Origin of the sequence: Arenimonas sp. GDDSR-1 (genome assembly GCF_025980345.1) — a bacterium.
Classification (GTDB): Bacteria; Pseudomonadota; Gammaproteobacteria; order Xanthomonadales; family Xanthomonadaceae; genus Arenimonas.
Window position 1 is genome coordinate 70,045 of sequence record NZ_JAPDUI010000001.1, and the last position, 17,485, is coordinate 87,529.

Sequence of the window (17,485 nt, forward strand, 5' to 3'; positions counted from 1 at the left end):
GGAAATGAACGCGCTCTATCTGCGGACGCCGCTGCGTAAGCTCTCCGATCTGCTTTACCGGAATCCGCGGCTGCTTCTGGTGCTGCTGCTCGGACCGCCGCTGCTGTGGTTCACCTTGATTTACCTGGGCTCACTGGGCGCTCTGCTCTGGCAGGGGTTCTACAGCTTCGATGATTTCTCGATGTCGGTGCTTCCGGTGCTGACCTTCGACAACTATGCGCGGATCTTCGCCGAAGCCAACCGCGACATCATTCTGCGTACGCTGGCCATGGCCGGAGCGGTTACCCTGGCCTCTGCCGTGATTGCCTTTCCGGTGGCGTACTACATGGCTGTGCATGCCGGAAAGAAAATGAAGGCATTCTTCTACATCGGCGTCATGTTGCCGATGTGGGCCAGTTACATCGTCAAGGCCTATAGCTGGACGGTCATCCTCGCCAAGGGCGGCATCCTGTATTGGATGGTCGGCCAACTCGGACTATTGCCGCTTCTCGATGCTTTTCTGCAGATTCCGTATGTGGGCGGATCGACGCTGTCCACATCGCACTTCGGCCGGTTTCTGGTGTTTACCTACCTGTGGCTGCCGTTCATGATCCTGCCGATTCAAGCGGCCATCGAACGGATTCCGCACAACCTGACCCAGGCTTCGCAGGATCTCGGCGCCGATATGGCGACAACTTTCCGTCATGTACTGCTGCCTCTTGCATTCCCAGGTATCGTCGCCGGTTCGATATTCACCTTCTCGCTGACGCTGGGTGATTACATCATCCCCACATTGATCGGTCCATCGGGACTGTTCATCGGCAATTTCGTTTACGTCCAGCAGGGTGCTGCCGGAAACATCCCGCTGGCCGCGGCTTTTACCGTGATACCCATCATCCTCATCGCCGTCTATCTTGCGTTCGCCAAGCGTCTGGGGGCATTCGATGCACTCTGATGCCGGTTCGCCGTGGTGGTTGAGGGCTGCGGCCTGGATGGGGTTGGCGTTCATGCATCTGCCGATTGCCGTGATTGCCATGTACGCCTTCAATACCGAATCCAGTTCTTTCAGCTTCCCGCTGCAGGGCTTCACGCTGGAATGGTTCGGCAAGACCTATGCCCGTCAGGATGTCCGTGATGCCGTGTGGCTGTCGCTGAAAATCGCGGCACAGGCGACCCTGCTGGCCATGCTGCTCGGCACCATGGCTTCCGCGGCGCTTTACAAAGCCCAATTCTTCGGCAAGGAAACCGTCACGCTGCTTTTCATCCTGCCGATTGCCCTGCCGGGCATCGTCACCGGCATCGCATTGCTGTCCGCTTACAAGCTGGCGGGTCTGGAATCCGGAATTCTCACCATCGTGACCGGCCATGCCACGTTTTGCATCGTCGTGGTCTACAACAACGTCATAGCGCGATTCAGGCGCACATCTCCGTCGATGCTGGAGGCATCCATGGATCTCGGCGCGGACGGATTCCAGACGTTCAGGTATGTCATTCTGCCCAATATCGCAACTGCGCTTCTGGCGGGGGGCATGCTGGCCTTCGCGCTCAGTTTCGACGAGATCATCGTGACCACCTTCACCGCCGGCAGCGAGCGGACCTTGCCGATCTGGCTGTTGAACCAGCTCTCGAAGCCGCGCGACACCCCGATTACCAACGTCGTGGCCCTGATGGTGATGCTGATGACGGCGTTGCCCATCCTGGGCGCATATTATCTGACCAGAGACACCGATTCCGTGGCGGGATCGGGCAAATGAAGAGGAGTAAACCATGCAAACCAAAATGTTGATCGGTGGCCAGCTGCAGCAGGGCCAGGGCGAAGCCTTCACCGTGTTCGATCCGGCTACCGGCGCCGAAATCGCGCGGATTCCCGAAGCCAGTCCGGCGCAGGTCGCCGCGGCCGTTTCCGCCGCCGATGCCGCATTTCCGGGCTGGGCCCGTCAGACGCCGAAAGACCGTGCCAGCATCCTGCTGCAGATTGCCGATCGCGTTGACGCCCATGCCGAAGAACTGGCGCGTCTGGAATCCCGCAACTGCGGAAAGCCGTTCAGTGCAGCCCTCAACGATGAAATGCCGGCCATTGCCGATGTCTTCCGGTTCTTCGCCGGCGCCGCCCGCTGTCTGAACGGCTCGGCCACCGCCGAGTATCTGCCCGGCCATACCTCGATGATCCGCCGTGATCCGGTGGGCGTGGTCGCCTCGATCGCCCCCTGGAATTACCCGCTGATGATGGCGGCCTGGAAAATGGCTCCGGCGCTTGCCGCCGGCAACTGTCTGGTGCTGAAGCCCTCGGAAATCACGCCGCTGACTTCGCTGCGATTCTTCGAAATCATTGCCGATCTGCTTCCTGCCGGCGTCATCAACATCGTCTTCGGCCGCGGCGGCACTGTCGGCGATCCGCTGGTGAACGCACCGCAGGTGCGCATGATCTCGCTGACCGGCTCGATCGCCACCGGGCAGAAGATGCTGGAAGTCGCCTCGCGCACGCTCAAGCGCACCCATCTGGAGCTGGGCGGCAAGGCACCGGTCATCATTTTCGACGATGCCGACATCCAGAGCGCCGTTGAAGGAATCCGCACTTTCGGCTTCTATAATGCCGGGCAGGATTGCACCGCAGCCTGCCGCATCTATGTGCAGGACAAGGCCTACGACAACTTCGTGGCCGACCTGACATCTGCGGTTTCCACCATCAAAACAGGGTTGCAGGATGAGGAGGGCGTGGAAATGGGCCCCTTGGTCAGCCAGGCGCATCAGCAACGCGTTGCCGCCTTCATCGATCGCTGCCGCGACAACAAACAGCTGGAAATCACCACCGGTGGCCGAACCGGTGATTCCGGTTTCTTTTACCAGCCGACAGTGGTGGCCAATGCCGGCCAGAATGATGAAATCGTACGCCGCGAAGTGTTCGGTCCGGTGGTATCGGTCAGCCGCTTCTCCGATACCGACCAGGTCATCGCTTTCGCCAACGACAGCGATTACGGACTGGCCTCCTCGGTCTGGACTGCCGATATCGGACGCGCCATGCGCGTCAGCAGCGAGCTTCAGTATGGTTGCACCTGGGTCAATACGCATTTCATGCTGTGCAGCGAAATGCCGCACGGCGGCATGAAGCAGTCCGGATACGGCAAAGACATGTCGATGTACGGTCTGGAGGATTACACCGCCATCCGACACATCATGATCAAGCATTGATTGCAGGGCTTAACTTCAGCGCGAGCAGTGGGTGCTGACTATCTGGGCAATGCGCTTGGCCTCGGACTGCGCATAGGCGCTTCGGTTTCCGAATGTCAGACGCGCCTCCATTTCCGCGTCTTTGGCACGCTGCCGCCATCGTTCGCACAAGGCATCGCCTTCATAGCGGACGCAGCTGTCTTCGACCCAGCGGCAGGCCTGACTGTTGCCCTGATAGCCCAGCACCCAGAGCGGAACACAGCGGCGGTTAACATCGATGTGTTCGCTGTCCCGGCTCTTGCCGTCAAAATCGGTACACTGATAAAGTTCCGGAACCGGCGGAATGGGGATATGCAACGAGGCATTGGTGGCGGGTGCATCCGATTGAGGCGGCTTCGGAGCCGTAGCCGCCGGCGGCGCATCTACCGGACGTTGCATGGTCCGAATCTCCTGAATTTCCCCCGGGCGACACGCCGAATCCTGCAGGCGACTGTTGCCGCTCTTATCCGTACACCGGTAAACCCGGATTTCCGGTGCAGGCTCGCCCGAGGCTAATGCCAGGGCATCCATCAGCAGAAACAGGAAAATGGTGGCAATCAATCGCATGCGGCCACTTTAGCGCCAAATGACCTGCGCTGTCAGTCCTGACTTGATATCTGAACGGACCAGTCCAACAGAGCCTGCATGACTGCGGCTTTGTCGGGATGGGCCTCGGCCAAAGCATGGCATTGCTGCTTGTAATCGGCCAGTGCTTCCGGCGTCAGCCGGCTGTTGCGGAAATCCCGCCATTGATTCAACTCGCTGCCGGTCAGGGTTTCCGGCCAGTTCCTGGCCTTGTAGCGGAAGTACAGCTCGCTCAGGCGCGGATCAATGAAGACGAGAGGATCCCGGCCCTTGCTCGAGCGTGCTTTTCCGAATTTCAGTTTGTCGGTGCGCTCGATGAATCCGTCGTAAAGTGCGGCATCCGGATCGGCCGGCTCGCCGCTTCGCGGGCGACTGAAGACCTTGGCCAGCTTATCGGTGATGATTTCACTATTTGCCAACAGCTCGCCGCGGATGGCATCGGCGGCGGTGATATCGATTCCGAGACGCACTGCGTCGATACCCCATCGGACCAGCTCGGCTTCACTCACGGAATTCAGGGTAACGACAACCGGGCAGTGGTTGTGCTGGATTTCCTTGATGCCGATGCGGCTTTCGCCTTCCGGCAGCAGGCTGCGCTTGGTGAAAATATTGCCTGCGATCTGTTCGGGGGTGTAGTCAAGCAGTTTCAGGGCTTCCGGTGCCAGTTCCACCGCGATCACCCGGTTCTTGATCAAGGGATGCGGCATCAGCGGCAGCATCAGCGCACTGCAGGCCCGCTCCGCGGAGAACTGCCCGGACACATGCAGCACCACCTGGTGTTTGTGCGGTGCTACGATCCCCGCGACGAATTCCTTGTCGCGCAGTTTCAGTGCGTAATCCCATAATCTTGGCTGCGCGGTTCTGGCCCTGCGCGCCAGATTGATCAGACTGCGCACATCCGAAAGCGCCTCATGCGCCTCGCCCTCGAAACAGGCATTGGCTTTGGCCAGATCTTCAAGTTTGAAGCTCGGCAGTCCATCCTCACGCAGCGGCCACTGCAGGCCCTCTGGGCGCATCGCGTAGAGCATGCGCATCACATCGAGCAGGTCCCAGCGGGAATTGCCGCCGGCATATTCGCGTTCGTAAGCGTCGAAAAAATTCCGGTACAGGCCGAAGCGGATGAACTCGTCATCAAAGCGTATCGAGTTGTAGCCCAGCGCGCAGGTGCTCGGCTGGCTGAACTGTTCGTGCAGCACCGCCATGAACTCGGCTTCGCGCAGGCCGGCGGAGAGGGCGTGCTGCGGGGTGATGCCGGTAATGAGTGCTGCTTCCGGTTCGGGAAGGAAGTCGTCGGCCGGACGGCAGAACAGGGACACCGGATCACCGATCGGATTCAGCTCGGTATCGGTGCGGATGGCGGCGAACTGGGAGATCCGGCTGGTGCGCGGGCTGCGGCCGAAGGTTTCAAGATCGTACCAGAGAAAGGTTTCAGGCATGCAGGGGCTCGAGTTCACGACGGATCATTTCCGAGGCTAAGGCATAATCGACCTCGGCGATATCGGAAATTCCTTCACACAGGCGTGCGAGAATGCCGCGTTGAATCTTGCCGCGCTGCAGGGCAACGGCATAAGGCACACGCTGGAAACTGACCATGCTGTAGCGTGGCATGAAGCGGTCCGGATGGCGGCTTGCCAGTTCGCGTTCAAGCGTCCTTTCCAGCAGAAAACGGCTGTCATCGACTTTATCGCGCATTTCCACGTAGTTTTCAAGCGCCATGGTCTGGATGGCGGCGGCGTTTTCGCGTCGGGCCGATTCATAGGCGCTGATGGCATCGTTCCAGTTTTCCGCAGTCTCGACAGCATCGACCAGTGCCAGGCAGTCCTCGAAGGCGCAGTTCATGCCCTGGCCATGGAAAGGCACCATGGCATGTGCGGCATCCCCGATCAGGACGATGCGGTCGTCGTGATGCCAGGTATCGAGCGTCAGGGTGGCCAAGGCGCTCTCCGGATTATGCTGCCAGTCGTAGTCGAAGTCGGCGATCTTATCGAGCGCATCCGGAAAGACTTCGGTGAAGAACTTCCTGGCCTGTGCCGGATCGCGGATCTTGTCGAAGCCCGGATCGCCCACGGCCGGCAGGAAAAGGGTCACGGTGAAGGTTTTTTCGGTGTTCGGTAGGGCGATGCACATGAAGCCGCCACGCGGCCAGATATGCAGACTGTTGCCGTCCAGTTTGAAATTGCCGTGCGCATCCGGGGCGATTTCCAACTCGCGGTAGTTGTGGCCCAGCGATTCCAAGTTTTCATGAATCAAGCCCTTGTCGGCCAATGCACGGCGCACGGCCGATCCGGCGCCGTCGGCACCGATCAGACGTTCGAACGGTTCGGTTACGCTATGGTCCAGATAGTCGACGCGCAGCGTATTGTGCTCCAGGTCAATGTCACCGATGCGGGCATTGAAATGCACGGTGACGCCCTGTTTTTCGGCCGCTTCGATCAATGCCAGGTTCAGACGGCCACGGTGGACCGACCAGATCACTTCCGTGTCGTCTTTGCCGTAGCGCAGGAAATGCGTATTGCCCGACACGTCATGGACCATGCGACCGCGCATCATGACCACCTGCGGCATGACCTCATCGTCGAGTCCGGCCTGTTGCAGGGCATAAAGGCCGCGGTAGGCCAGGGCCAGATTGATCGAACGCCCGCCCTCGATGCCGGCTTTGCGCGGATCCGGACGTTTTTCGTAGATGCGCACCACGTGGCCTTTCTGGACCAGAAGAATGGCGAGCAGGGCGCCTGCCAAACCCGCACCGGCGATGTGAATGGTCTGTTGCTTCATGCCTGGGCCGCCCATTGTTTGATGCTTCGCACCGCGCCGAGGCAGTCGCTGAAACGGTTGTATAGCGGGGTCGGCGACAGACGGATGACGTCGGGTTCCCGCCAGTCACCGACGACGCCGGATTGCATGAGATGCTCAAAAAGTCGGCGTCCGGCATCGCGTCCGGCGCGTACTTGTAGACTCAGCTGGCAGCCGCGCTGCTCAGGATCGCCCGGGGTGACGCTGCGAAGCACATCACCTAACTGTTGCTGGATAAGGGCTTCCAGATATCCGGTCAGCGCCAGCGACTTCCGCCGCAAGGCCGGCAGACCGGCTTCATGGAAGATTTCCAGGGAAGCACGCAACGGTGCCATGGCGAAAATCGGCGGATTGCTCAGCTGCCAGCCTTCCGCGCCGGGCGTGCCGATGAATTCCGGCCCCATCTGGAAGCGGGTGTCCTGACGATGGCCCCACCACCCGTTGAACCTCGGCAGCACGGCCTGGGAATGGCATTCATGGACGAAGGCACCGGCGATGGCGCCCGGACCGGAGTTCAGATATTTGTAGGTGCACCATGCCGCGAAGTCGGCCCCGGAGTCATGCAGCTGCAAGGGCAGGTTGCCGGCGGCATGTGCCAAATCAAAACCGACCCGGCAACCGTAAAAGTGTCCGAGATCTGCAATGGCCTTGAGATCGAAGGCCTGGCCGGTGCGGTATTGCACGCCGGGCCACAGAATCAAGGCGACGCGGTGACCATGTTCACGCAGGCAGTTTTCCAGAGCATCCGGCGGAATGAGCCCGGTGTCCGGATCGGCAGGGATTTCGATCATGCACTCGGCAGGCTCGAAACCATGGAAGCGGATCTGCGATTCGACGGCGTAACGATCGGAGGGAAATGCGCCTTGTTCGATGATGATCGCCGGACGCTCTGCATCCGGTCGGTAGAAGCTGACCATCAATAAGTGGAGATTGACGGTCAGGGAGTTCATGGCGACCACTTCCACCGGCTTGGCCCCGACTGTTTCCGCGAGGAGATCCCGAAGTTCGCTGTGATAGGGCATCCACGGATGCTTGGCATGGAAATGGCCCTCGACGCCGAATGCCGCCCAGTCGTCCAATTCCTGCTGCAGCGCCGCCTTTACACTTCTGGGTTGAAGGCCCAGGGAGTTTCCGCACAGATATATTTGATCGCCGTTCGCGTGTTTCGGGATATGAAAGCGGTCACGGAACGCGGCCAACGGATCGGCATTGTCCAGCTTAGCGGCATGTTCGTCGCTGAATATCATGATTTCTGCTCGAAGTGGCGGCGGTCACGGCCCAGCCAGGACAGTGCTGTCCGGTTGAACAGTTGTTCCTGATCACCGGCATCCAGATTCAGGCCGAGAATTCCCGAGCCGGGTTCCTGTTCGCCGAGCGGGAAGGGATAATCGGTTCCCAGCATGACCCGGTCGATACCGACCGTATCCAGCAGATAGCGCAGGGCACGGTCGTCGTGCACGCAGGAATCGAAGTACAGTTGTTTGAAATAATCCCGGGGATTGTGCGGATTGTCCGTCGCCACCAGATCCGGACGCATATTGAACCCGTGTTCGATGCGACCGATGGTGTAGGGAAAACTGCCGCCGCCATGGGCCAGCATCACTTTCAGACGCGGGAACTGCTGGAGCACGCCACCGAAGATGAGGGCGCAGGCCGCACGCGACTGTTCGGCCGGCATGCCGACCAGCCAAGGCATCCAATACTTGGGCATGCTGTCGGTGCCCATCATGTCCCAGGGATGTACCAGGATGGCGGCGTCGAGATCCTGTGCGGCCTCGAAAAACGGCCGCAGCTCGGCGTCATCCAGATTCCAGTCGTTGATGTGCGAACCGATCTGGACGCCGCACAGGCCAAGCTGGTCGACGCAGCGTTCCATCTCCTGGATGGCCAGCCGCGGCGACTGCAGTGGAACGGTACCGATGCCGGCATAGTGGCCCGGATAGTCGCGGCAGGTTTCCGCCATATGGTCATTGAGGCTTTCATGCAGCTCGAGGGCCTGATGCGCCGGTGCCCAGTAGCTGAACATCACCGGCACGGTCGAGATGACCTGGACCTGGATGCCGAATCGCGCATAATCGTCGATACGTTCCTGTGGATCCCAGGTTTTCGGCCAGATTTCGCGGAAGAACTTGCCGTCCTTGTAAATGCGATGACGGCCGTCTTCGCCATGATGGATCACGGGAAAGCGGTTGTCGCCGTATTTGGTGGCAAGGTCCGGCCAGTCGCGGGGAAGGTAGTGGGCGTGGGTATCGATTCGGAGCATGGCTAGTCTACACGGAGAGCCAATGCGCCATTGCCGCATAAAGCGGGATGCCGATGGCCAGATTGAACGGGAACGTGAAGCCGAGCGCCGCGGTAATGCAGCGTCCGGCATTGGCTTCGGGAAGCGAGGCGCGTATGGAGGCCGGCGCGGCGATGTAGGACGCGCTGGCGGCCATGGTGCCGAATACCGCTGCGGTGGACGCATTCATGCCGATGGCATGGCCGAGTCCGACGCCGGCCATGCCGTGCAGAAGTGGCAGCAAGGTGGCATAGACACCCAGACGGAAAGCCTCGCGACCGACGCCGCGCAGCTGGCCGGCGGCGGTCATGCCCATATCGAGCATGAAAAGCATCAATGTGCCTTGGAAAAGCTGGAAGTACATGGCATCGACCTTCGCGATGCCGTCCTTGCCAGATAGATAGCCGATGGCCATGCCACCGATCAACAGCAGGGCGGTCTTGCCGGTCAGTACTTCGCGCACCTGGTGCCAGCGGATGCCATCGCCGCCTTTGGCGAGCGCCAGACCGATCAGAATGGCCGGAATCTCCAGCGCCACCACCAGTGCCACCAGTATGGCGTCGGCCGGCTGGCCGCTGCGTTCGGTAAACTGCTGGGCGGCGATGAAGGTGACCGCGGAAACCGAGCCGAAGTGCGCGGCCAGGGCCGCTGCGTTAATCCGCCCGTCACGCAGCCACCATTTGGCCATCATGTAGGCGCTGACTGCGGTTGCGATTCCCAGCGCCAGCGTCGCCCCGATGTACAGCGGCAATTGAGCCGGCGTTTCCTTGCCCAATGCCACGCCGCCCTTCAGGCCGATGGCGAGCAGCAGGAAGATCGAGAGGTAGCTCTGGATGGCGCCAGGGATTTCCAGATCACTGCGCAGCAGGCGGGCGATGAGTCCGAGTGCGAAAGCAAGAACGACCGGAGACAGCAGATTGGCGGCGAGAAGGTCGGAAGAAAACATCATTTACTCCGGAATGCCGGTCTGATAGCGGTCAGGCGCCGGATTGAGATGGCCGCAGTCAACGCAGGTGCGGTGTTCGGTAGATCGGTAAAAACGTTCGAATACGGCATGGAACTGGTTTTCGATGTCGGTCAGGTGGAAGTGCTCTTCATAGATTCTGTTGTTGCAGCGTTCGCAGAACCACATCAGGGCATCCTGTTCGTGGGCGAGACGTTTGCGCTCAATCACCAGGCCGACCGAATCGGGCATGCGCTGCGGGGAGTGCGGAACGTGCGGCGGCAGATAGAACATTTCGCCGGCTTTGATCGGTATATCGCGTGGTCGGCCATCTTCCTGGATGCGCAGGACCATTTCACCTTCGATCTGATAGAAGAATTCGGGGCCGTCTTCATAGTGGTAGTCGGTCCGTTCGTTCGGCCCGCCAACGATCATGACGATGTAATCGGCATCGACGATGCATTTATTGCCGACCGGCGGCTTGAGCAGATGCCGGTGCGCATCGATCCATTCCTGAAGCTTGAAAGCGGGTGTCAGCATGTCAGCTCCTGGCAGTGGCGATGCATTTGAGTTCGATGGCGATCGGCGTCGGCAACGCTGTGATGCCAAGCGTCGTCCGGCACGGGGCCGTAGCCGGGTCCGGAAAATACTCGGCCCAGATTCGGTTGTAAACGGGAAAGTCATTGACCATGTCGGTCAGGTACACGGTGACGTCGATCAAGTCATCCATGGCCGCGCCGCAGGCATCCAAGACGCTGCGTACATTGGCGAATACCGCATGGCATTGGGCATCAATATCGTAGGACACCAGCTTTCCGTCGGCATCGTGGATGTTGCCGGGGATGCTGTTATCCGCGGCTGAACGAGGGCCGATGCCGGACAGGAACAGCAGATTGCCGGATCGGCGGGCATGCGGGTAACTGCCGACCGCTTTCGGGGCGTGGCCGGTTTGTATGGCTTCAGACATCCGCGCTCTCCCAGCAGGCCGTGATGGCGCGGCGGTAATCGCCGGTCACCGTTTCCGGGCCCTCGATGCCTTGGTTTAGTGCGCGGATGCGGCCGTCGTGCAAAGAGTAAATCCAGGCATGCACCTGGACGGCTTGGCCACGGCGCCAGGCGTCCTGCAGCACAGTGCTCTGGCAGACATTGAGAACCTGTTCGATGACATTCAATTCACACAGCGTTCTGAGCCGTTGCGCGGAACCGAGTTTTTCCAGCCGTTCATGATGTTTGTCATGCACGTCAGCAACATGACGGAGCCAGTTGTCGACCAGTCCGATGCGCTGGCCGTCCAGCGTGGCCTGAATGCCGCCGCAACCGTAATGCCCGCACACGATGATGTGCTCGACCTTGAGCATGTCAACGGCGTACTGAATGGTGCTGAGGCAATTGAGGTCGGTATGCACCACCACATTGGCGACGTTCCGGTGCACGAAGACTTCACCCGGATCCATTCCGGTGATCTGGTTGGCGGGTACGCGCGAGTCGGAGCATCCAATCCACAGATACCGCGGGTTCTGAATCTGTGCCAGACGACTGAAGAATCCCGGATCCTCGCTCAGGATGCGTTCGGCCCAGGCTTTGTTCTGCTTCAGCAGGGTGGTCAGTTCAGCCATTGGGCAGGTTTCCTATGCAGACGGTTTTGGGTTCGGTGAAAAATGTCATGGCCTCCAGGCCGCCTTCGCGGCCCAATCCCGATTGTTTCATGCCGCCGAACGGCGTACGCAGATCCCGTTGCATCCAGGTGTTGATCCAGACGATGCCGCACTCGAGCTCACGGGCCATGCGATGGGCGCGCACCAAATCGCCCGTCCAGACCGTTGCCGCCAGACCATAACGCGATGCGTTGGCCAGGGCCAGGGCGTGATCGTCATCGTCGAATGCATGCAGGCTGACCACCGGCCCGAAAATTTCGTCCTGGCAGAAGTCCGAATCCATCGGCAGGCCTTCGATGACCGTCGGCGCGATGAACCAGCCGTCGCAGCCTTCCGGCTTGACCGCCCCGCCGCCGCACAGAACCGTGCCGCCATCACCTTTAGCCTTGGCGATGTAAGCCAGGACTTTGTTGAAGTGCGCTTCAGACATCACCGGACCGAGTTGCGTCGTGGAATCGGCCGGTGCGCCGAGCTTCAGTGCCGCGGATTCTGCGACAAAACTCTGTTTGAATGCAGCGTAGACGTCCCGGTGGACCAGAATGCGCGACCCGCACAGACAGATCTGTCCGCTGTTCTGGAAAGCGGCGCGTACCAACGATTTCGCGGCATGCGCGGGGGCATCGGGAAATACCAGCGCCGGATTCTTGCCGCCCATCTCAAGGGTGACTTTCTTGAATTGGTCCGCGCAGACCGCGGCAATCCGGTGTCCGACGGCGGTCGAGCCGGTGAAGCTGATGGCCTTGACTTCCGGGTGGGCGACCAGTGCCGCGCCGACGGTATCCCCGGCACCCTGCACGATGTTAAGCACGCCTGCCGGAAAGCCGATTTCCTGCGCCGTACGCGCGAGAAGGTCGGCGGACATCGGGGTGATTTCACTCGGCTTGGCAATGACGCAGTTGCCGGCAGCCAATGCCGGTGCCAGTTTCCAACTTAAAAGATAGAGCGGCAGGTTCCACGGGCTGATCACTCCGACCACCCCGAGCGGTTGATGCAGGGTGTAATTGAGGCCGGCTTCCTGATGATAGGCGCGGTCCAGGGATTGGGTCGCGGCGGCGGCAAAAAAACGGAAGTTCGCGATGGCGCGGGGAATTTCGATTTCCCGCACCAGAGCCAGGGGTTTTCCCGTGTCACGGCTTTCGCAAAGGCAAAAAGCCTCACTACGGATCTCAATGGCATCGGCCAAACGATTCAGCCAGAACGCACGGTCGCTGGCTTTGAGTGCGGACCATGCCGGAAAGGCAGACCGGGCGGCATTCACCGCGGCGGAAATGTCAGCTGCGCTTCCGCGCGGGCATTCGGCGTAGGCCTGTCCGCTGACGGGATCGAATACGGACAGAACGGCCGCATCCGATGATGCCTGCGGTATTCCGGCGATCCATTGGTCGATCTTTTCCATCGGCACTCCCTTATGCCGTCATAGGATAACGCATCCGCTTGCCGAATCGGGCCTTACAGGGACTTGGTGCGCCCGCCATCAACCGGCAGATTGATGCCGTTGATGTATCCCGATTGCGGATGGCACAGGAAGGCCACGGCATGCGCGACTTCCGCGGCATCGGCAAAACGCGCTGCCGGTACCGTGGCCAGCATGGCGGCGGCGATGCTTTCTTCCGACTTGCCCGTTGCCGCCGCACGTTCCTTCAGGATCTGGTCAAGCCGTTGTGTCCGGGTGTAGCCCGGAAGCACGTTGTTGACGGTAATGCCGTCGGTGGCCAGTTCGCCGGCCAGGGTTTTCGCCCAGGAGGCGACGGCGCCGCGGATGGTATTGGAAACCCCCAACATGGCGATGGGTTCTTTGACCGAAGTGGAAATGATGTTGACGATGCGGCCCCATTGACGCGCCTGCATGCCGGGTACGATGGCACGGACCAATTGCTGGTTGCCCAGTACGTGCTGCCGGAAAACATCAAGCAGCTGGTCGTCACTGGCACCGAGCAGGGCACCGCCGGCAGGCCCGGCGCTGTTGTTAATCAGGATGTCGAATCCGGCGTCTTGGATGCCGGGCAATACGCCGTCCAGCTTCAGCACGTCGGCCACCAGCATGGCGTGCCGCTGTCCGTTTGCAGCAGCAAGACCGGCCAGGGCGTCCCGCAGAGGCGCTTCGCGGCGGGCGAGCAGGGTGACTTCGGCACCGAGAGCAGCCAAGGCCTGCGCCGAAGCCAGACCGATGCCTTCGGACCCGCCGCACACCAGTGCTTTTTTGCCGAGCAGCGCGCCCATCATCAATGCCTCGGCCCGATGGTGCGGACCATCTGCGGCAGCAGCTCTTCTTCGGAATCGCCGCGTGGCGGTTCGAGTTCTTCCAGCCAGAGTCCGACTTCGTCGGCATCGGCTTCGTCCATGCCGTCGAAGGCGCGGAAATCGGCATCCATCAGGGCGGCGCGGGCGATGTCTTCGTTCTCATAGGTCAGCGTGTCGCCGGCGCTGTCGAACACCATGGCGATGCCGCTTTCGGTGACCTGCAGCCGGGCCCAGACCAACAGATGTTCCGGCCGGGCCAGCCACCATTGTTCGGAAACCACCACGTAGCCGGGATCTTCGATGTCGTCGCTTTCGCTCATGTTCTCAGGCCTTGCTCATGATGAAACAGAATGCCGCGGCGACCAGCGCCAGCAGGGTAATCCAGCCGAAAATGGCGGACAGGTTGCCGAACTGGTTGAGTACGCGGGCCTGCGGATGCTGTTTCTGACCGTAGCACATCAGCCACCAGCCGTAAGGCATGCCGCCGTGTTCCGTGCCGGGGGCGAAGGGCAGCTTCCGGTCCAGATGTTCGCGGTAGGCCAGAATGCGCATGCCGAAGTGGCCGGGCAGGGCGGATCCGAACACGCCGAGAAAAGCGAATAACAGGCCAATCCACATCAGAACGTCGCCAGACCGGGGGCACGCGGGTAGGGAATCGCATCCCTGATGTTCTGCAGGCCGCAGACATACACCACCAGACGTTCGAAGCCGAGACCGAAGCCGGCGTGCGGCACGCTGCCGTAACGGCGGAAATCGCGGTACCACTCGTAATGCGCCGGATCCAGCCCGAATTGGCGCATGCGTGAATCGAGAACATCCAGGCGCTCCTCACGCTGGCTTCCGCCGATTATTTCACCGATGCCCGGCGCCAGCACATCCATCGCCGCGACCGTGCGGCCATCGTCGTTCAGACGCATGTAGAAGGCTTTGATGTGCTCGGGATAGTTGGCCACCACCACCGGCCGGCCGACATGCACCTCGGTCAGCCAGCGTTCGTGTTCGGTCTGCAGGTCGAGTCCCCATTCGACCGGATAGTCGAACTTCTGGCCGGATTTCTGAAGCAGGGTGATGGCATCGCCGTATTCGATGCGCTCGAAGGGGGCATTGATGAAGGCCTCGAGCTTGCTGATGGCGGTCTTTTCAACGCGCTCGGCGAGGAAGGCCAAATCGTCCATGCGTTCGTCGAGCACGGCCTTGAAAATGTATTTCAGGAAACCTTCGGCCAGGGCCGCGTCATCGTTCAGGTCGGCGAAGGCGATTTCCGGCTCAATCATCCAGAATTCGGCCAGATGGCGTGTGGTATGGGAGTTTTCGGCGCGGAAGGTCGGTCCGAAGGTGTAGACCTTGGACAGCGCCAGGCAATAGGCTTCCACGTTCAACTGGCCGGAGACGGTCAGGAATGCTTCCTTGCCGAAGAAGTCCTTGCTGAAGTCGACCTCGCCTTTGGCGGTGCGCGGCAGGTTCATCATGTCGAGCGTGGAGATCCGGAACATCTGGCCGGCGCCTTCGGCATCCGAGGTCGAGATGATCGGAGTGTTGATCCAATAAAAGCCCTGCTCATGGAAGAATCGGTGAATGGCCTGGGCCATGCAGTGCCGGATACGGGTTACCGCGCCGAACAGATTGGTGCGCGGGCGCAGGTGCGCAACTTCGCGCAGGAATTCCAGGCTGTGGGCTTTGGGCTGGATGGGGTAGGTTTCCGGATCCTCGACCCAGCCGACCACCTCGATGGCGCTCGCCTGAAGTTCAAAGCTCTGGCCCTGGCCCTCGGAGGCGGCCACGGTACCGGTGGCGCGAACCGAGCAGCCGGCGCTGAGGCGCTTGATTTCGCTTTCGTAATTGCCGAGCAGGGCGGGAGCGACTACCTGCACCGGGGCAAAGCAGGACCCGTCACTGACATTGATGAACGACAGACCGGCTTTTGAGTCGCGGCGGGTGCGAACCCAGCCCTGAACGGTCACGGTCTGGCCCACGGCGATTTTGCCCTCGAGCACCTGTTGGATACTTGCCACTGCCATACTTGAAATCTCCGTCAAACAACACCATCTCTGTGCTATAGAATAACCGCTCACACGCCATTCCCCAAGATTACTTTCGAGATTTAAAGGCCTTAACCCATGTCAGTCAGCCTCACTCCCGCCGCCGCCGAGCGCGTCAAGCAGTACCTTGAACAGACCCCGGGCGGCATCGGTCTGTCGGTTTCCGTGCGAAAAAGCGGCTGCTCGGGCTGGACCTACGCGCTGGATATCGCCAAAGAGGCACGCTCCGACGAGCAGGTGTTCCACAGCCACGGGGTCGCGGTCCGCGTTCCGGAATCGTCCCTGGTACAGCTCGAGGGCACCGAAATCGACTTCGTCAGCCAGGGGCTGAACCAGCAGTTCCAGTTCAAAAACCCCCGCGTGACTGGCCAATGCGGCTGCGGGGAAAGCTTTACCACCGCTGAAGCCGCGTCATAATAGGGCATAAGCCCTTGTCTTTCAGGTAAAAACCGGCGATAATACTGGGCTCCCGTTCCTACGGGGGTTCTTGCTCCACCGCATCCGCGGGGGGCTGTTTGGCCGTCAAGGCCATCATCCACAAGGAAACATCACAATGCGTCATTATGAAGTCGTGTTCATGGTCCACCCGGACCAGTCCGAACAAGTGCCGGCCATGGTCGAGCGCTACAAAACCCTGATTGAAGGTTCCAACGGCAAAATCCACCGTCTCGAAGACTGGGGCCGCCGTCAACTCGCCTATCCGATCGAAAACCTGGTCAAGGCCCACTACGTGCTCATGAACATCGAGTGCAACCAAGCCGTGCTCACCGAGCTGACCGACAGCTTCCGTTTCAACGATGCGGTCCTGCGCAATCTGGTCGTGTCCATGGACGAAGCCGTCACCGAACAGTCCCTGATCATGAAACACAAGGACGACAAGGGTGACCGCCGCCGCCGTGACGAAGACAGCTCCGAAACCGTCGAAGCCGACAGTGACGATGCCGAAACCAACGAAACCGTTGCCTGAGACCCGAGGAAGCCACCATGTCTAAATTTTTCCGCCGCCGCAAATTCTGCAAATTCTCCGCCGAAGGCGCAACCAGCATCGATTACAAGGATCTGAACACCCTTCGCCAGTACGTGACCGAAAACGGCAAGATCGTTCCGAGCCGCATCACCGGCACCAAAGCCAAATACCAGCGCATGCTGCAGGCCGCCATCAAGCGCGCCCGTTTCCTGGCTTTGATCCCGTATACCGACAACCACGACGTTTGATCCGGACGTTGTACGGACAGCACCCGCTGCGGGCGGCAACGCCCGCTAACGTATAATTTGGAGTAATTCATGAAAGTCATCCTGCTGCAGAAAGTCGCCAATCTCGGCGCACTGGGCGATCAAGTCTCGGTCAAGCCGGGCTTCGGCCGCAACTTCCTCATCCCTTACGGCAAAGCCGTTCCGGCCACGGCCGACAACATCGCCGCATTCGAAGCCAAGCGCGCCGAATACGAAGCCAAAGCCGCCGCCATTCTGGCTGCCGCCAGCGAACGCAAGCAGGCCCTGGAGGGCGCTTCGGTGACCATCAGCGCCAATGCTTCGGCTGAAGGCAAGCTGTTCGGTTCGGTCGGTGCCCGCGATATCGCGGAAGCCTTCACCGCCGCCGGCCACAAGCTGGAAAAATCGGAAGTGATCATGGGCGAAGGCCCGATCCGCCGCACCGGCGAATTCGAAGTCACCGTGCATCTGCACGCCGACGTCGAAACCAAGGTCGGCGTCACCGTGGTTCCAGAAGCCGCCTGATCCGATCCGTCATTGGAAAAAGACC

The 17,485-nt window shown here is 60.5% G+C and carries 21 protein-coding genes; 7 read left to right on the forward strand and 14 right to left on the reverse strand.

Annotation, left to right across the window (positions count from 1 at the left end):
- The first annotated feature begins 4 nt into the window (after window positions 1–4).
- From Q0W88_RS00325 to Q0W88_RS00335, 3 genes are read left to right on the forward strand one after another with little or no spacing between them, the layout of a single operon-like run.
- A complete protein-coding gene (locus Q0W88_RS00325; RefSeq protein WP_297798788.1) occupies window positions 5–934 on the forward strand; it encodes an ABC transporter permease in 930 nt (309 codons plus the stop codon).
- Complete coding sequence (locus Q0W88_RS00330; RefSeq protein ID WP_297798789.1) at window positions 924–1,733, forward strand: ABC transporter permease; 810 nt, start codon at window positions 924–926, stop codon at window positions 1,731–1,733. Before Q0W88_RS00325 ends, Q0W88_RS00330 begins: the two co-directional genes overlap by 11 nt.
- Before the next feature lie 13 nt (window positions 1,734–1,746).
- Window positions 1,747–3,168 carry a gamma-aminobutyraldehyde dehydrogenase gene (locus Q0W88_RS00335; protein WP_297798791.1) on the forward strand — a complete coding sequence of 474 codons (1,422 nt, stop codon included), beginning with the start codon at window positions 1,747–1,749 and terminating at the stop codon, window positions 3,166–3,168.
- Between the two features lie 15 nt (window positions 3,169–3,183).
- On the opposite strand, the gene Q0W88_RS00340 is transcribed toward Q0W88_RS00335, so the two are convergent.
- Genes Q0W88_RS00340 through asnS form a run of 14 tightly spaced genes read right to left on the reverse strand, consistent with a single transcriptional unit; the run spans window position 3,184 to window position 15,702 of the window.
- Window positions 3,184–3,753 carry a hypothetical protein gene (locus tag Q0W88_RS00340; RefSeq protein WP_343212517.1) on the reverse strand — a complete coding sequence of 190 codons (570 nt, stop codon included), beginning with the start codon at window positions 3,751–3,753 and terminating at the stop codon, window positions 3,184–3,186.
- A 32-nt stretch (window positions 3,754–3,785) separates the two neighbouring features.
- Window positions 3,786–5,207, reverse strand: coding sequence for an exodeoxyribonuclease I (sbcB, locus tag Q0W88_RS00345; RefSeq protein ID WP_297798793.1), 1,422 nt, complete (start codon window positions 5,205–5,207; stop codon window positions 3,786–3,788).
- On the reverse strand, window positions 5,200–6,546 hold the full coding sequence (locus tag Q0W88_RS00350) for an NAD(P)/FAD-dependent oxidoreductase (RefSeq protein ID WP_297798794.1): 1,347 nt from the start codon (window positions 6,544–6,546) through the stop codon (window positions 5,200–5,202). Before Q0W88_RS00350 ends, sbcB begins: the two co-directional genes overlap by 8 nt.
- A complete protein-coding gene (gene kynU / locus Q0W88_RS00355) occupies window positions 6,543–7,811 on the reverse strand; it encodes a kynureninase (protein WP_297798795.1) in 1,269 nt (422 codons plus the stop codon). Before kynU ends, Q0W88_RS00350 begins: the two co-directional genes overlap by 4 nt.
- Window positions 7,808–8,827 carry an amidohydrolase family protein gene (locus tag Q0W88_RS00360; protein WP_297798796.1) on the reverse strand — a complete coding sequence of 340 codons (1,020 nt, stop codon included), beginning with the start codon at window positions 8,825–8,827 and terminating at the stop codon, window positions 7,808–7,810. Before Q0W88_RS00360 ends, kynU begins: the two co-directional genes overlap by 4 nt.
- A 7-nt stretch (window positions 8,828–8,834) precedes the next feature.
- Window positions 8,835–9,791 carry a sodium-dependent bicarbonate transport family permease gene (locus tag Q0W88_RS00365; RefSeq protein ID WP_297798797.1) on the reverse strand — a complete coding sequence of 319 codons (957 nt, stop codon included), beginning with the start codon at window positions 9,789–9,791 and terminating at the stop codon, window positions 8,835–8,837.
- Between the two features lie 3 nt (window positions 9,792–9,794).
- Window positions 9,795–10,328, reverse strand: a complete 534-nt coding sequence (locus Q0W88_RS00370; protein WP_297798798.1) for a 3-hydroxyanthranilate 3,4-dioxygenase — start codon at window positions 10,326–10,328, stop codon at window positions 9,795–9,797.
- A 1-nt stretch (window position 10,329) separates the two neighbouring features.
- Window positions 10,330–10,755 (reverse strand): RidA family protein, encoded by a 426-nt coding sequence (locus Q0W88_RS00375; RefSeq protein WP_297798799.1) that lies wholly within the window; start codon window positions 10,753–10,755, stop codon window positions 10,330–10,332.
- Complete coding sequence (gene can / locus Q0W88_RS00380; protein ID WP_297798800.1) at window positions 10,748–11,404, reverse strand: carbonate dehydratase; 657 nt, start codon at window positions 11,402–11,404, stop codon at window positions 10,748–10,750. Before can ends, Q0W88_RS00375 begins: the two co-directional genes overlap by 8 nt.
- Window positions 11,397–12,839, reverse strand: coding sequence for an aldehyde dehydrogenase (locus tag Q0W88_RS00385; RefSeq protein ID WP_297798801.1), 1,443 nt, complete (start codon window positions 12,837–12,839; stop codon window positions 11,397–11,399). The genes can and Q0W88_RS00385 overlap by 8 nt, the downstream gene beginning before the upstream one ends.
- Window positions 12,840–12,892: 53 nt before the next feature.
- On the reverse strand, window positions 12,893–13,666 hold the full coding sequence (locus tag Q0W88_RS00390; RefSeq protein WP_297798802.1) for an SDR family oxidoreductase: 774 nt from the start codon (window positions 13,664–13,666) through the stop codon (window positions 12,893–12,895).
- Window positions 13,666–14,004 carry a hypothetical protein gene (locus Q0W88_RS00395; protein ID WP_297798804.1) on the reverse strand — a complete coding sequence of 113 codons (339 nt, stop codon included), beginning with the start codon at window positions 14,002–14,004 and terminating at the stop codon, window positions 13,666–13,668. The genes Q0W88_RS00390 and Q0W88_RS00395 overlap by 1 nt, the downstream gene beginning before the upstream one ends.
- 4 nt (window positions 14,005–14,008) lie before the next feature.
- The gene (locus tag Q0W88_RS00400) at window positions 14,009–14,302 is read right to left on the reverse strand and encodes a hypothetical protein (RefSeq protein ID WP_297798805.1); all 294 of its coding nucleotides are present in this window, start codon (window positions 14,300–14,302) and stop codon (window positions 14,009–14,011) included.
- Window positions 14,302–15,702: an asparagine--tRNA ligase gene (asnS, locus tag Q0W88_RS00405; protein ID WP_297798806.1), complete on the reverse strand. Its 1,401-nt coding sequence runs from the start codon at window positions 15,700–15,702 to the stop codon at window positions 14,302–14,304. Before asnS ends, Q0W88_RS00400 begins: the two co-directional genes overlap by 1 nt.
- A gap of 99 nt (window positions 15,703–15,801) precedes the next feature.
- On the opposite strand from asnS, the gene Q0W88_RS00410 reads away from it, so the two are divergent.
- The 4 genes from Q0W88_RS00410 to rplI all read left to right on the forward strand — a co-directional run bounded on the left by Q0W88_RS00410 (window position 15,802) and on the right by rplI (window position 17,460).
- Window positions 15,802–16,140 carry an iron-sulfur cluster assembly accessory protein gene (locus Q0W88_RS00410; RefSeq protein ID WP_297798807.1) on the forward strand — a complete coding sequence of 113 codons (339 nt, stop codon included), beginning with the start codon at window positions 15,802–15,804 and terminating at the stop codon, window positions 16,138–16,140.
- A 136-nt stretch (window positions 16,141–16,276) separates the two neighbouring features.
- On the forward strand, window positions 16,277–16,690 hold the full coding sequence (gene rpsF, locus Q0W88_RS00415) for a 30S ribosomal protein S6 (protein ID WP_297798808.1): 414 nt from the start codon (window positions 16,277–16,279) through the stop codon (window positions 16,688–16,690).
- Between the two features lie 17 nt (window positions 16,691–16,707).
- Window positions 16,708–16,938, forward strand: coding sequence for a 30S ribosomal protein S18 (rpsR, locus tag Q0W88_RS00420; protein WP_297798809.1), 231 nt, complete (start codon window positions 16,708–16,710; stop codon window positions 16,936–16,938).
- 69 nt (window positions 16,939–17,007) lie between these two features.
- Window positions 17,008–17,460 carry a 50S ribosomal protein L9 gene (gene rplI / locus Q0W88_RS00425; protein WP_297798810.1) on the forward strand — a complete coding sequence of 151 codons (453 nt, stop codon included), beginning with the start codon at window positions 17,008–17,010 and terminating at the stop codon, window positions 17,458–17,460.
- The last annotated feature ends 25 nt before the right edge of the window (window positions 17,461–17,485 follow it).

Excerpts from the sequence above, each read along its gene's own strand:
- Q0W88_RS00325 (WP_297798788.1), top strand. The coding sequence starts at position 5 with ATGAACGCGCTCTATCTGCGGACGCCGCTGCGTAAGCTCTCCGATCTG.
- Q0W88_RS00330 (WP_297798789.1), top strand. The coding sequence starts at position 924 with ATGCACTCTGATGCCGGTTCGCCGTGGTGGTTGAGGGCTGCGGCCTGG.
- Q0W88_RS00335 (WP_297798791.1), top strand. The coding sequence starts at position 1,747 with ATGCAAACCAAAATGTTGATCGGTGGCCAGCTGCAGCAGGGCCAGGGC.
- Q0W88_RS00340 (WP_343212517.1), bottom strand. The coding sequence starts at position 3,753 with ATGCGATTGATTGCCACCATTTTCCTGTTTCTGCTGATGGATGCCCTG.
- sbcB (WP_297798793.1), bottom strand. The coding sequence starts at position 5,207 with ATGCCTGAAACCTTTCTCTGGTACGATCTTGAAACCTTCGGCCGCAGC.
- Q0W88_RS00350 (WP_297798794.1), bottom strand. The coding sequence starts at position 6,546 with ATGAAGCAACAGACCATTCACATCGCCGGTGCGGGTTTGGCAGGCGCC.
- kynU (WP_297798795.1), bottom strand. The coding sequence starts at position 7,811 with ATGATATTCAGCGACGAACATGCCGCTAAGCTGGACAATGCCGATCCG.
- Q0W88_RS00360 (WP_297798796.1), bottom strand. The coding sequence starts at position 8,827 with ATGCTCCGAATCGATACCCACGCCCACTACCTTCCCCGCGACTGGCCG.
- Q0W88_RS00365 (WP_297798797.1), bottom strand. The coding sequence starts at position 9,791 with ATGTTTTCTTCCGACCTTCTCGCCGCCAATCTGCTGTCTCCGGTCGTT.
- Q0W88_RS00370 (WP_297798798.1), bottom strand. The coding sequence starts at position 10,328 with ATGCTGACACCCGCTTTCAAGCTTCAGGAATGGATCGATGCGCACCGG.
- Q0W88_RS00375 (WP_297798799.1), bottom strand. The coding sequence starts at position 10,755 with ATGTCTGAAGCCATACAAACCGGCCACGCCCCGAAAGCGGTCGGCAGT.
- can (WP_297798800.1), bottom strand. The coding sequence starts at position 11,404 with ATGGCTGAACTGACCACCCTGCTGAAGCAGAACAAAGCCTGGGCCGAA.
- Q0W88_RS00385 (WP_297798801.1), bottom strand. The coding sequence starts at position 12,839 with ATGGAAAAGATCGACCAATGGATCGCCGGAATACCGCAGGCATCATCG.
- Q0W88_RS00390 (WP_297798802.1), bottom strand. The coding sequence starts at position 13,666 with ATGATGGGCGCGCTGCTCGGCAAAAAAGCACTGGTGTGCGGCGGGTCC.
- Q0W88_RS00395 (WP_297798804.1), bottom strand. The coding sequence starts at position 14,004 with ATGAGCGAAAGCGACGACATCGAAGATCCCGGCTACGTGGTGGTTTCC.
- Q0W88_RS00400 (WP_297798805.1), bottom strand. The coding sequence starts at position 14,302 with ATGTGGATTGGCCTGTTATTCGCTTTTCTCGGCGTGTTCGGATCCGCC.
- asnS (WP_297798806.1), bottom strand. The coding sequence starts at position 15,702 with ATGGCAGTGGCAAGTATCCAACAGGTGCTCGAGGGCAAAATCGCCGTG.
- Q0W88_RS00410 (WP_297798807.1), top strand. The coding sequence starts at position 15,802 with ATGTCAGTCAGCCTCACTCCCGCCGCCGCCGAGCGCGTCAAGCAGTAC.
- rpsF (WP_297798808.1), top strand. The coding sequence starts at position 16,277 with ATGCGTCATTATGAAGTCGTGTTCATGGTCCACCCGGACCAGTCCGAA.
- rpsR (WP_297798809.1), top strand. The coding sequence starts at position 16,708 with ATGTCTAAATTTTTCCGCCGCCGCAAATTCTGCAAATTCTCCGCCGAA.
- rplI (WP_297798810.1), top strand. The coding sequence starts at position 17,008 with ATGAAAGTCATCCTGCTGCAGAAAGTCGCCAATCTCGGCGCACTGGGC.